This window comes from Allobosea sp. 05T439, from assembly GCF_056396005.1.
Map to the genome: position 1 here is coordinate 21093 of NZ_JBFTKP010000052.1, position 13418 is coordinate 34510.

Sequence of the window (13418 nt, forward strand, 5' to 3'; positions counted from 1 at the left end):
GTCTGGGTTGCGCATGATATCACTCCGCCGGCTGGACACGCCCGAGGGGCTGTTCGCGCCGCACCTTGCCGGGGACCAGCACGGCCCAGACGAACATCAGTGCTGAAATGACCACGATGACGCCGGAGCCGAGACGCACCCAGTAAAACAGTGCGAGTTGGTCCTGCACTTCCATGAAGGATTGGCCGAGGACGCGCTGGAGATGGACCTGGACGACGCCGGCGAAGGTCAGCGCGAAGGTCATCACCGACATCGCCGTCACCATCATCCAGAAGCTCACAATCGAGAGCCACTGGTTGTAGGGCGCGCGGCCACGCAGTTCTGGGATGGCATAGGCCATCATGGCGAGGTTCAGCATCACATAGGCACCGAAGAAGGCGAGATGCCCGTGGGCAGCGGTGACCTGCGTGCCATGGGTGTAGTAGTTCACCGAGGAAAGCGTGTGCAGGAAGCCCCAGACACCGGCTCCGAAGAAGGCCATCACCGAGCAGCCGATCGACCAGAGCAGCGCGGCCTTGTTGGGGTGATTGCGGCCGGCCTTCCAGGTCATCTGGACGGTGAAGATCACCATGGTGAAGAACGGGGCGACTTCCAGGGTCGAGAACAGAGAGCCGATCCACTGCCAGTAACCGGGCGCGCCGATCCAGTAATAATGATGGCCGGTGCCAAGGATGCCGGAAAAGAGTGCCAGCCCGACGATGACATAGAGCCACTTCTCGACCACTTCACGGTCGACGCCATTAAGCTTGATCATCAGGAAGGCGAGCACGGAAGCCATTATCAGCTCCCAGACACCCTCGACCCAGAGATGGATGACGTACCACCAGTACATCTTGTCGAGCGCGAGGTTAGCGGGGTTGTAGAAGGCGAAGAGGAAGAAGACCGCAAGTCCCCACAGTCCGAATAGCAAAATATTGGTGACCGTCGTCTTGCGGCCCTTCAGGCTCGTCATGGTGATGTTGAACAGGAAGATCAGCACCACAATGACGATGCCCACCTTGATGGCGAAGGGCTGTTCGAGGAATTCGCGCCCCTCATGGATACGGAACAGGTAGCCAACGACCGCGACCGCTGCCGCAATGAAGAACATCCAGAATTGGATGACCGCCAGCCTTGGACTGTAGAGCTCCGTCTCGGCCTCTTCGGGCAGCAGGTAGTAGGTCGCGCCCATGAAGCCGAGGAGCAGCCAGACGACCAGCGCGTTGGTGTGGATCATCCGCACGATGTTGAAGGGCAGAAGCTCAGAGAGCGTATTGGGGAGCACGTAGATTGCTCCCGCCAGCACGCCGAATGCGACTTGCGCGACGAAGAGGGCAAGTGCCCCGTAGAAATACAGCATCGCGACGTTTTGGGTCTTGTATCTCGTCATGACAGTCTCCGCGCTAGGCGTCTCAGCCGGCGTCGTTGGGCGGCCAGTTCTGGGTCTTGATACGGCTCGTCCATTCCAGGAAATCGGCGAGGTCGTTCAGTTCCTGGTCGGTGAGATTGAATTGCGGCATCTGGCGCCGCCCCTCGATCCGGGTCGGCTGTGCGCCCATCCAGGCTTTCAGCGTCTCGCGAGCACCGGCTGTGTCGCGGTCGCCGCCATAGCGTTTCCAGACATTGCCGAGCTCGGGCGCGAAATAGGCGCCCTCACCGAGCAGCGTGTGGCAGTTGATGCAGGAGTTTCGCTCCCAGACATGTTTGCCGCGCGCGACTGCCGGGGTCAGCGTCGATTCGTCTGTTGACTTGGTGCGCATGAACCAGTGGCTGTGGGCCGTTAGCCCAACAAAGATGGCGAAGAAGAAGATCGAGCCGCCATAGAAGACGTTGCGCGCTCCCGTCTTGGTCAAACGTTCGGCCATTCGCACATCCTTCCGTTGCAGCGGCCAGTCGGGTGTCCTGGGGTCGGAAGGCAATCTGCTTGAGGTCGAAAGCCAAGGCCGTCGGGCGGGACGAGTTGTGCTAACGCGTCCCGCAATCGCCTTCTTTGCGCATTGACAAAGAAGGGCTAGGCGATCACTCGCACGAGAGCCTCGTCAACCAAGCTGGATCAACTACTTCACGAGGCCGGGGCGGCACGAGCGCCTGCCTCGGAAGGTCATATATCGCCACTCCGCGACCGCGGCAGATGTGTCCGAGCTGTTCTCGGAAAACCCTGACGTCACCGAAATAATTCGGGAATGCCTTCTTTAGATCGTTGAGCTGGCCGAGACTGACCAAGACCGTATCGCTCGCGGGGTCTTCATCATCGGCACTGTCTACGGCCAGGCGACGTTCGATATCTCCGTAAACCCGGGCGGTGTCCGGCGCTTCCGTGAAGGTCTCAACGTCGATCGTCTTGGCCTCGTGATCGTACCGGAGCAGCAGGTACTTCGCGAAGCGATCGATCACATAACGCTCGATGACCTGAAAGCCGTACGCGAGGTTGTCGAGCTTAGCCTGAGCGCCGAGCTGCCGGTCGAGCTCGACGATTTCGCGTCGACGCTCTTCTCCAATCGGTGCACTGCGAACCGGGGGGCAGCCCTCACTCTCGGCGAATTCGCAGGACATCAGCATCAGGAGGCGGCGCCATGACTCACTTCCGCCTCCGCCTTTAATATTGACGCGCAGATAAAGACCGAGCGCCTCTACTGCCGTGGCCCAGGCATGCTGAAGATGGGTACGCACCTGAAGCTCGATTCTCAGCCCCTTCTGCTCGGGAAAGCGCTGATCATCATGATTGAGCAGGAGGTGGAGGGAGCGGTACCCATCCTTCTTCGGCCTATGGATGTAGTCGTTGGTGTCACGGAGTTGATGACGATCGGACTGCTGGAGGCGCTCACTGAAACGCCTGACGTCTTCGATGGTAGGTAGGATGACGCGATATCCGCCGAGGTCCTGAATCTCGGAAAGCTTATGGTTCAGTCTCCGAAGCTTCCTTCGGATTGCTGGCATGCGCTTGAGGCGCGCGGCCGTGACACCGCCGGTTTCGAGCGCACGATTCGTAGCCGCGAGCTGGGCTCGGATTTGCCTCATCGCAACGAGGTGCCGTTCACGCCATTCGTTGGCGATTGAGAAGGCCTCGAGAACTTCCGGTGTTCGGAAACTGTCGCGAGGGATCACGCTCTTGAGAAGATCCCCGGCAACATCAACCCGTGCCCTCTCCAACGACGTACGACTCCCCTGACGGTGCCGAAGCCCCAGAGCGATCGACCTCGGTTTGGGACGGAGGTCTGCGAAAGTCATGTTCCTGGCGTGAGGTCCCGCCGCGACTAGGCGGCGGGGGATTTTATGGGTACGGCGGACTTCCGCTCACATTGGGACACGCTTCCGGTAGAATCCGACCAAACTTCCGGAGCGCCTACACAAGCAGCTCGGTACTTCACGCTCGCGCAGCGTGGTTGTCTCGCATGTTTCTCACTTCAGACACCGGTCGCTACGACCTTCCGCTGTTGAAGGCTCCTGAAAGGAGCCTGCCGCTAGTGCGGCAGGCTGTTGCGTCATTTGCGGCGCGCCGAAGCGTCAAAATGGCAAACCACGGTTCCACTCACACGAGCAGATACCGATCCTCAGCTAGTGCCATTCTTTGTGCTTCTCGGTGCCAAGTTAGCGCCTCGCGGTGCCAATCTTTGTGCGCCTGAGACTTCGGGCGATTGGGCATTCGTTCGTCTTCCCCCACGTGTCGCCTGTTGAACAGGCGCCGATCCGCGCCAGTGACAGATTGAATGCCCCGCGGTGACAAAATACGCATGATGGAGAAAGGCGCTGTGCGCCTTGAGAGCGCGTTTGATGCTGCTGCGGTCGGAGTTGCTCCGAATTCCTCTTGTCGTTCAGCGACGAACAAGTCTCTGGCGGACTTTAACAAGCGAAGCAGGCCAACCTCCTATAACCGAACCTGTCGGGAGCCTTCCGGTAAGGTCTAAGGATAAGATGGCAAAAAAGATTGTTCTTGGCTTGTTATGCAGCGTTCTCCTGACATTATCGATCTGGCGGCTTATATATTTGTTAGCTCTCGCTCCCCAGATCGATGACATACTCTTCATCGGGAGTCCGTTGCTCGCAATTATTATCTCCTCATTGCTTGTTCGCTCGACGTACAAGGTGAGCGACCAAACGGACGAAGCTTGAGGTGTATTGAGCCCAGTCCATTGGGGCGATTAGCACCGATTTGAGCGTTTGTTTGAGGTCGCCTCGTCCAATTGCCTGCCAGGGCGAAGCGATGAGAAAGCGGACGGATACGGCACCCCAAGTTGCAAATCTTAATGTGGGCGGTCGTTGATCTGATGGTCTCTGCGGACGATCAGGACCTGGAGCGCTGGAGGTCTATCCGCAGCGGTCGCCGGAGGATGCGCTATTCAGCCTTTGCACCGCGGCGGTGAGGCAGGGGTCGGATGCGGCCTTCAACATTTGCGCCGCAAGGACTACCTGCAGGCGATTGCGAGCGTTCGGCCTGGCCATTAGGGTGGTCATTGAGCCCTTGCCCGTCTTGTCGCTGTACGAAAGCTCGTGAGCGAGCTCGCTGTTACTTTTCCCGAGCAGCAACAGCTTGACGATCTGCTCCCCCGCAAAGTCCGTACATTCCTACAGGCTAAGCGCGCGCGAGCAGCCGCGCAGCACGTGGTCGCTCATTGCGGCCACTGCGGCCGGTCCGTCGCGACGTTCTAGCGCGGCGATAATCCGCAGATGATCGCCCATCGCAATCGAAACCAGAGAATCCGTCATTAATCCGCGTTCCTGCCGGATCAGACTCAGCTTGAGCGAGTTAAGGCGATAGGCTTCCGAGATGATCCGATTTCCGAGCGAATCGACGATCACTGCGTGAAAGGCGCTGTCAACGTCCCGGGCGCGGGCCAGCATGTCGGATTCCGGTTTTCGGCCGTTTGCCCGCAGGCAATCCTGCTCCAGAATCTCCTCATGTTCGCGGCGCATCGCCAGGATGGCCTGGTCGGTCGCCGTCTCGATGAAGCTCGCCGTGGCTTCCTTTTCGATCATCAGCCGGTATTGGAAAGCGTCCTTGACCAAGTCGATGTCGACATAGGCGATCTGCATCCCGCGGCTCGGTACTACGTTGACCAGCCTTTCGCCTTCGAGGCGAGACACCAGTTCGCGGATCGTGCCGATCGGCAAGCCGGTCATGTCGACCAATTCGCGCTGCGAGAGAAATTGGCCGGGCCTGATCCGGTGGGCGAGCAGGTTCTTTACGAAGCTGTCGTAGGCCCGCTGGCGGGAGGATGCCTCGAAGACGACGGCGGGTAGATTTCTCACCATCGATCAGCCTTTCGTGGCACCGAGCATGGCCCCAAAGAACATCTGCTTCTGGACGATCCAGACAAAAATTAGCACCGGGACCATCTGCAGCGTTGCCGCAGCGAAGACCTCACCCCAGTTGGCAGTGCCTTCGCCGATGCCCGACAGCATGTCGGCCAGGACGACTGGGGCGGTTGCGGTGCGCGTCGTCGTTAGCACGAGCCCAAACATATAATCGTTCCAGGCGAACACAGCGACGAAGATGGCGACTGTCAGAATACCCGGCCAGATCAGCGGCAGGATGATGCGTCGAAAGGCCTGAAAACGGCTGCAGCCGTCGAGAAAGGAGGCCTCCTCGATTTCCAGCGGAACGTTGTCGATGAAGGTCTTCAGGATCATCACCGCTAGGCTGACCTCGAAGGCCGCATAGACCAGGACCAGTCCGAGGCGGGAATCATCAAGGCCCACGCTCGAAAAGATCGGGAACAGCGGCACGGTGACGACCAGAGGCGGCAACATCTTCAGCGCAAGCAGGACCGCCGATGAGCGCCGCACGCCGAATTGCGGCAAGCGCGAGAAGGCGTAGGCGGCCGGAAGACTGACGGCCAGCACGAGTAGAATCGACCCGCCGGTCACAGCCGCGCTGTTGGCCAGACCCAGCATGAACTTGCTCCAGCGTTCGCCGAGACTGAAGAAATTCGCCAGCGTGGGCCAGAAAAGCAGGATCGGCCGATAAGAGAAGATGTCCCGGTCGGGTTTCAGGGCCGAGAGCGCGACCACCAGGATCGGGACGACCGAGACGAACACGGCAATTCCGAGCACAATACGATCTATCCAGCCCAGCCTTGCACGCGACGACTCCATCTTAGTGTTCCCGATAAAGCCGGATGACCTGAATGCTGGCGGCAGCGGCCGTCAACAGCAGCATGAGCCAGGCGATGGCGGCGGCCCGTCCGAATTCCCAGTAGCTGAATCCTACCTTGTAGAGATAGATCGAGAGGATCTGCGTGGCCTCKAGCGGTCCGCCCTTCGTCAGTATCCAGACAGTCCCGAAAGCGCGCATGGTGATGATGACGCGGAAGACGGCGGCGATTAGCAACCCGGCCATCATCAAGGGAAGCGTGATGCTGAGGAAGCTCTGGAATGGGCTGGCACCATCGATCTCGGCCGCCTCGTAGATCTCCGGCGACAGCGCCGCCCGGATCGGAAACAGCAAGATGAGGACGTGGGGCATGCCGGCCCAGAATTCGATCAAGGCCACAACCGGAAGCGCGAGGGAATCCGAGGAAAGCCATTGCTGCCGGGGAAAGCCTAGAAGTTCGATGGCGTAGTTGATCGGGCCGACATTGAGATCGAGCAGATAGCTCCACATCGTCGCCGTGACCGCATGGCTCATGGCGATCGGAGCGACGAGACAGGCGATCACCAGCGCGCGAAAGCGCCTCACGCGCACGAGAATGCAGGCGAGCCAAAGTCCGATGGCGAGTTGGAGGCTGACGGCGATCGCGACGAAAACCGCCGTGCGCCAGGTCGAGGCCCAGAAATCGGCGGCGGCGAGGGTCGCGCGATAATTCTTCAGGCCGACGAAATTCGGAACACGGCCGACTGAATAATCTGTAAAACTGAGATAGAGCGCCCAGATTTCGGGCAAGACGATCACGGCGGTGACAAGCGCATAAAGCGGCATCACCAGCGACCAGTTGCGCAAGGGGGCGAGCTTGCTCGCTACGTGGCCTACCGCGCCGGGCTTCAACTCAACGCGCGTCCTGGCGGGCATCCCCGAGTGCTCCCGCCAGCAGAACCCGATCCTGGTAAGGTGCGCGCTGCAGCTCCCTCGGGTCTGGCGCCGGCGAACCCAGCGCCGAGAATTGCTCAAGCGCGCCTTCCCACAAGCGGATCCTGCCGTCCAAATCGCTGAAGGCGACGGCGATACCTATTGGAGTCGCGATCATGTCGGGTGTGACGGCACCATTGAGGTCGTGGCTAAGGATCAGGAAACGGGTCTCCTTTGCGGGCGCTTTGACAAACGCTATCAAGTGCGCGCCGTTCGCGCGCGCCGCCCCGTCGGCGCGGTAAAGCTGAATCTCGTGGCCGTCCAGGATGCGCGCGACCAGTGTTGTCTGGAACGTTCGGCAATCGCTGCGTACGGCGCTAGCCCCAGTCGGGGAGATAGCAATGACGGTCAACTGATCGTCCATGGCTATGCTGCCGCCATCGAGACTCTCGCTCCGCTCAAGCGTCGAGGCGGTAGTTAAACCCGGTTCCGGCAGAAGCTGTAAGGACAAAGGCGCGCGGTCAGAGGCGAGGGCGACCTCACCGCGAAAGGCCATGAGCCGGCCGCCGCCATCGGAGAGCTGCATGTCGAGCAGCCCGTCGCCTGTACTAGCAAATCTGACCAGTCGCGCGGGCCCGGCCAACTGCGTCACGGCAACGGTCGACCAGTGGCGGTGGAAGCGCAGGGAGATCGTGAGTTTCCCGCTGCGCTGGAGGCAGGCGAGATAGGTCCGGCCGTTGCGAGCGCGAACCAGTTTCAGCTCGGCCTCGCCTTCCGCCACGAGGCCGGTGTCTTCGTCGATCAGGCGCAGACAACGGAGATAGTCGCCGTAGGTTGACAGATCGAGACTTTGGCCGCCTGCCTCGATGTCCCGGCGTAGAGTCTTGATGTCGATCCGCTCGATATCGCCGCCGTGCGCTGCGGCGAGCGCTGCCGCTTTACCCGCGCCGAAGCCCATCTGGGCGCATGTCGTCATCGCCCGGTAGGAGCTCAGCGCCAGTTGCTCGCCCGACAGGGAACGCCCGGGGCAAAGAACATTGCTCGCGCCCTGCGGGATCATCGCGCCGAGCGGGATGTGATACGGTTCGACCATGTCGGTGACGCCCGTTCCTGCACGCCGCTCCGTCGCCGGCCAATGGAAGTCGAGGTGATAGGTGCCGACGGCGACAGCGTCGTCGAACACCGCGCCGCTGCGGACATCCGCATCCGTCAAGGTCGCTTTGCCGATGATGCGCCGGCCTTCGCGTTGGCCGATGCTGCGAGCAGTATGAGCCAGCGTATATGTGGCGAGCGGCGCGCCACCATTGATGGTGTGTCGGCCGCCATAGCCTCGCGTCTGAAGATAATAGACTAGGCCCATCATCTGTCGGCGCGCATGGATTTCAGCCTTCGACAGGCTGAAGCCATCAGCCGCATCGAAGCCGACGACTTTCATCTTCACCTCGACCCGGCCATCGGCAAAGCCGTGCAAGGACGTCATAGGCAGCTCGTCGTCTCTCTCCCAACTCGGGCAGCCCTCCGGCAGCAGCGGGCGCACCAGTTGGTGGGTGTTCCAGAGGGTGAAATAGAGGCTCATCGGCAATTGTTCGCGCGCGCCAAGATGCGTGACAGGACAGCCGAGGGCTGAGGCAATCACCGCATTACCGGTCGCATCGATCACAACTCGGGGGCTGACGCGCACGAGGGTCGGCCCACATCGCACCAGAACTTCGGTGACGCTCCCATTCTCAGCCTTGGCATCAAGCGCTGCGGCATGCAGCCAAGTCTCAATCCCGGCCTCGTCGAGCATGCATTGCAAGGCGAAGCCGCAGGATTCGAGATCATAGGCGCGGCGGTCGTCATTGCTGCGATAGGGCTCGATCTTGCCGGCGCGGGTGAGGCGCGCCACCAGATCCGCGAAGATGTAATTGACCCGGGCGGTGTCACCGACAAAGCCGGCGACACCGCCTGCGGTGCCCTGGCCGCCTAGAATATTGCTGGGTTCGACGATGGCGACGCTCAGGTGCGGCGTCTTGGCCGCCAATGCGGCGAAGACACCGGACATCCCGCCGCCGAGCACGAGCACGTCGACATCGCGCAAAACGATGTCGCGGCTCGAGAGCGCATAGGGCGCGTTCATTCCCGGACCCACCCCTGAATTTATCGCCGCGCTGCGACGAGAGGTTGGATTTGCGCGTGCGCATCAGTCATGGCGGCCTGTGCTGACTTACGGCCCATCATGGCGGCGACAGCCTCCTTGACGAAGATGTCGCGTACCTGATTGGCACCTTCGAACACCGGCAGCGGGGAGGCGCCGTTCGCGAGTGCGGCGGCCGAAGCGGCACTATAGGGGGCGGCCGCGACAAAGGCCGGATTGGCGAGTGTCTCGGGATCGACCGGACCATTGCCATTCTGGGCCATTCGCAACTGCACGGCAGGCGAGGCGAGGTAGCGAATGAATGTCCAGGCGGCTTCACGCCCCTCGGCCCGGCCGTTGGCCGGGAATGCTGCCCCCCAGAATGCCATCTTGGCCGGAGCGAAGCTGCCTTCGGCCGATCCGGGGATTGCGAAGAAGCCAACCTTGCCGGCCACGCGGGACGAGGCCGGATCGTTGAAGCGGTTGTAATAGTTGTCGCCGAACAGCGACATTGCAGCCAGGCCCTCGCGCATCATCGTCTGGACGGAGGTGGCGTCCATCGAAGCGAAGTTCGGCGGCAGCGCGCCGCGCTCAACCAGCGTCCTCAACCGTTCGATCGCCTTGATGGTCTTCGGTTCGGTGACCTTTACTTCGTGATCATCCGTCAGAACATTGCCGCCCATAGCCTTGACGGTCGTAATGATGTCTTCTTCGGGCTTGATGGCTAGGCCATAGACCGAGGCGCCGTCCGCGCGCTTGTGCGAGGCCTTCTCGGCGGCAGCTAGGAAATCTTCGAAGGTCTTGGGCGCGGTAATGCCACGCTCCTCGAAGATCTGCTTATTGTAGTGGATGATCTGAGGATTCGAGCGGATCGGCACCGCGCGGAGATCGCCGTCAAGCTGGTAAGCGGCGAGCATGGACGGGAATATCTTGGCGAGTTCGAGCGCCTGGGCCTGCCGCTCCTTCAGCGAAACCAACTTTTCCAGAACGTCGCGTGAGGGCCAACTGCTCTCGATCATCACGACGTCGAACTGCGATGTACCAGATGACAGGGTCCGGAGCAGGTTCTGCTGCATCTGCGGCCACGGCACCGTTTCCCAGATGATCTTGAACCCGGTCTCGCGCTCGAAAGCCGCCTGGAGATTGGTTTCGGGCCTGTTAGGTGTGCCCTGAAACGCCGTTTGATGGGCTGAGTTCGCGAAGACCCGGATCGGCACCTGGGCTGCGGCCTCGCTCAGCCCGGCCAGTCCGAGCAGCGCACCGATGATGAGATGTGTTTTCATTCGATCCTCCCGAAAGGAAGGATTACAGACGCTGCAGCAAGATACAACTGACATGTTATTAGCATTTCGGCACGTTCGAGCTTGGGCAAACCGTGTCAGGAGTCGGAACACTGCGCCCGTCGAAGCTGCGCTTTCCTCATTAGGAGGCAGAACAAGAGCTGCTCGAAATAGCCCCACCCTGCCACGTGCGGCGCAGTTCTTGGTTGGGGCATGGCTTCGAGCGGATAGTGACGTATTCGCCACCGGCGGGCCCGATGAATCGCCTCCTTCGGGATTGTACGACCGGTCGGCTGACAAATCGAACGGGGCGCGCAGGCAAAAGGGTGATTAGCCGACCCGATTCAGGGCATGACTTTCGCGAGGAACCGAATTCGGTCGACCAAGACATGGGTTGGCGTGCGAACCCGATGACGACCCGTTCAGGCCCTGACGCCCGCCGGCAGTTAACGTGCCAATGCCAGCTGGACTCGAATCACTCCCCCCAACGCATGCGGTTGAGGAACAGATTTTCGTTCGGCGCCGGGGTGAACTGCAGCGGCTTGGCGGCGCCATAGCCGATGACGGTCTGGTAAAGCGGCACGACCGAGGCCATCAAGGTAACCGATCTGCACCGCAGGCTCGAGGCACTCGACGAAGGGGGAGCATGACAAAGCCCAGCAGTTCGCAGCGCAGTTTCATTATCGCAGCGGCGTGAAACGGCACGAACCCCCAAATTCCATGGCGCCGCGGGAATTTGCAACAGAACCATGCCGCTGTTCTGCGGCACTATGTCGTGTCACTTCGCTGACGGCGGATGAAGTCGGGTATCGAGCGCGAACGACTCCTGAACTCGGCGCGCATAGCCCAGCCTGGCGGCCGTGAAGAGCAAATTCCAGCTATGGGTTGAAACCACACTCGGAACAACGACAAATGCATGCCGCCGTAGCAGATCGTCGCCAAAAACCTGCTGGCCGGCACTTGGGATGCCAGGGCGCAGCCAATTCGGATTCGGTACCCGATCCGGCGTGACGATATGGACTGCAGCAATGTCTGAAATAACGGCCGCCGTCATCACATGGGGAACGGTGTCTAGCACCCAGAAGCCCTTGTGGACGGCAACTTCGAGAATGGCCGTCGCAGGATCGAGCGCGCAATATACCGCACGCACTCCGGCGCTATTCCATCGCCCTCCGACCCGATAGGCTCCTTCTCCGCTATCCCAGGTCGATGCATGGATGGCTTGATCGAGGCGCCAAGCTATTAGCTCGGCGCCTCCAAGCACGCTCGGCAATGGCGTCACGCATAGACACCGTAGTCGAGCCGGGTCAGATAGTCCTCTACCAGCTCGACGCCGGCCGGAGTCGCCAGAAGGTCGATCGGGCGACGCTGGTCAAGGCCGATCGCGGGGCGTTCGAACCACTGTTCAGCCTCTGCCTGCGAACCGAAAACATCCGTTGCCTTCGACAGAATCTCGGCGAACTTCCACGCCCGTCCACTCTGCTCCTGGCTCAGCGGTTTTGCGGGCGCGTCCTTGCGCCGCTGATAGGTTCGCAGGCTCATGCCGAACGCCTTCTCCAGCGAATCCGCCTTCTGAATATGGGTGAGCTGCCCGACAAGATGATCCAGTGCCGAAGGCGGTAGGCCTCGTAGCAACATCTCATGCGCGTCCAGGGAGCTAGTGACGCGCCACGCTAGCAGCTTGGCGCCGCCCAGCAGTTCCGTCACCCTGTGCAGGGTTCCACCGGTTTCCGGTGGCATCATCTTCTCAGCCGAAACCACCATGGCTCATCCCCCCCGTTAGTCAACTGTCGCAAAATTATATGACAGGTGACGCGCCGAGTTTCAAGGGCCTGCTTGACTGCGGCCTAACTCGGCTCTGAACGAGTGGCCGGCCGGAGTTTTTGACGTGGACCGGTTTAAGCAGCCCGACGCGCATCATCTGTGCGATGCCGAGCGCGTCATTGCGATCGGTMATGTTGTTCCGGGCCGAAAGCGCAGCGCGCATATGTCGGGTCTCGACGTGGATCACCGGCAGTACCGCCTCGACCAAGCCGGCATAGAGCCACGGTGAAAGCGGTCCTGCCTCCAGACCAATGCGAGCTCAGATGTGGCCGAGGCCGATGGCGCTGATCGCTTCAGGGTGTGCGATACACGACCTTTCCCTGGCGATCGACGATACAGACCGCGGTCTCTTTCACGGAGACATCGAGGCCGACGTGGTGCTGCTGGCTCATGGTGGGGCTCCGACGTTGGATCGGGGCACCATCATGCCGCGGCTTCCGCCGCGCGACCATCGTCGAGGAATGACGATCTATCTTTGGAGCGGCAAGCGCGTTGCGTATCTGAAGAAGAGCAATACCGGGTACGACGTCTACGGCTTCAACGGTGATCATCTCGGCTGGTCGTTACCACTGGCACCCTCGATGATCGCTACGAGATGAGCGGGCTGCTGTCAGAGGAAGAATGGGAAGCAACGTTCGGCATGCGCGAACGATTGGCCAGTTAAGTGCGGCTCCACTTTTTCACACAGTAAGGCGAGTTGGATGACCCGCATCAGGAGAGGTAGCGCTCCGTGTCACTGCGCCTGACCGTGAGGCGCGGTAGTGGCCAAGACTAAGTCGTCGATTGCCTTCTTGAGGGATAGGAGCCCTTCACGGCTACTTTGAAGCTGGCACGAAAGGACCGGGACGATGGGGATAGTCTGGTCGCGCATTACGGTGGGGCGACCGGTAATCAAAACGATGCTGTAGAGGCCGTTCCCGTGCAGAAGGCCGCCGACGCCGTCAAAGGCTATCGTAGGAGCCCCATAGTCGACGGCGGCAGGCCTCGATGACTCCTCGGATGTGGTCAAAATCCACCCCCTACCTTTTGGAACTTTTGCCTGATCCTGCTGCACAGCTACGACAGAGGGCGTTGTCACGTTAACCGCGGACCATTGAAGCGAACTCAACCGGGTGACGGGCTCACGCTGCGAGGCCAGCGACGGCTTTCCATTGTGCCATGGCGCACAGACGATGCAGATGGATGGCGAGGGCGGAGCGACGGGACCGGGGCGGGA

General features: G+C 60.8%; 11 protein-coding genes and 1 pseudogene. 1 reads left to right on the plus strand and 11 read right to left on the minus strand.

The genetic code is table 11. The features are described 5' to 3' along the window. Positions 1–19 precede the first annotated feature (19 nt). The 11 genes and pseudogenes from AC1DIO_RS31635 to AC1DIO_RS31685 form a co-directional block, all read right to left on the minus strand. A complete protein-coding gene (locus tag AC1DIO_RS31635) occupies positions 20–1369 on the minus strand; it encodes a cbb3-type cytochrome c oxidase subunit I (RefSeq protein ID WP_441507996.1) in 1350 nt (449 codons plus the stop codon). Positions 1370–1391: 22 nt separating this feature from the next. Then, a complete protein-coding gene (locus tag AC1DIO_RS31640; protein WP_441507995.1) occupies positions 1392–1844 on the minus strand; it encodes a c-type cytochrome in 453 nt (150 codons plus the stop codon). A gap of 154 nt (positions 1845–1998) precedes the next feature. Continuing rightward, positions 1999–3084 carry a RelA/SpoT domain-containing protein gene (locus AC1DIO_RS31645; RefSeq protein WP_476854641.1) on the minus strand — a complete coding sequence of 362 codons (1086 nt, stop codon included), beginning with the start codon at positions 3082–3084 and terminating at the stop codon, positions 1999–2001. A gap of 1458 nt (positions 3085–4542) precedes the next feature. Beyond that, positions 4543–5229, minus strand: a complete 687-nt coding sequence (locus AC1DIO_RS31650; RefSeq protein ID WP_476770993.1) for a GntR family transcriptional regulator — start codon at positions 5227–5229, stop codon at positions 4543–4545. Between the two features lie 3 nt (positions 5230–5232). After that, positions 5233–6072: a carbohydrate ABC transporter permease gene (locus AC1DIO_RS31655; protein WP_476854642.1), complete on the minus strand. Its 840-nt coding sequence runs from the start codon at positions 6070–6072 to the stop codon at positions 5233–5235. 1 nt (position 6073) lies between these two features. Next, positions 6074–6985, minus strand: a complete 912-nt coding sequence (locus AC1DIO_RS31660) for a carbohydrate ABC transporter permease (RefSeq protein ID WP_476770793.1) — start codon at positions 6983–6985, stop codon at positions 6074–6076. Next, positions 6963–9101: an FAD-dependent oxidoreductase gene (locus AC1DIO_RS31665; RefSeq protein ID WP_476770792.1), complete on the minus strand. Its 2139-nt coding sequence runs from the start codon at positions 9099–9101 to the stop codon at positions 6963–6965. The genes AC1DIO_RS31660 and AC1DIO_RS31665 overlap by 23 nt, the downstream gene beginning before the upstream one ends. Before the next feature lie 20 nt (positions 9102–9121). Further along, positions 9122–10492 carry an ABC transporter substrate-binding protein gene (locus tag AC1DIO_RS31670; RefSeq protein WP_476854643.1) on the minus strand — a complete coding sequence of 457 codons (1371 nt, stop codon included), beginning with the start codon at positions 10490–10492 and terminating at the stop codon, positions 9122–9124. A gap of 664 nt (positions 10493–11156) precedes the next feature. Continuing rightward, the gene (locus AC1DIO_RS31675; protein WP_476833188.1) at positions 11157–11660 is read right to left on the minus strand and encodes an RES family NAD+ phosphorylase; all 504 of its coding nucleotides are present in this window, start codon (positions 11658–11660) and stop codon (positions 11157–11159) included. Then, entirely contained in the window at positions 11657–12121 is a 465-nt protein-coding gene (parS, locus tag AC1DIO_RS31680; RefSeq protein WP_441508527.1) for a type II RES/Xre toxin-antitoxin system antitoxin, read from the minus strand. The genes AC1DIO_RS31675 and parS overlap by 4 nt, the downstream gene beginning before the upstream one ends. 82 nt (positions 12122–12203) lie before the next feature. Next, positions 12204–12594 (minus strand): annotated as a pseudogene (locus AC1DIO_RS31685) (IS110 family transposase); the annotation flags it as partial. A gap of 69 nt (positions 12595–12663) precedes the next feature. Between AC1DIO_RS31685 and AC1DIO_RS31690 the strand changes: the two are divergent. Further along, a complete protein-coding gene (locus AC1DIO_RS31690; RefSeq protein WP_476825719.1) occupies positions 12664–12801 on the plus strand; it encodes a 4-fold beta flower protein in 138 nt (45 codons plus the stop codon). Positions 12802–13418: the final 617 nt, after the last annotated feature.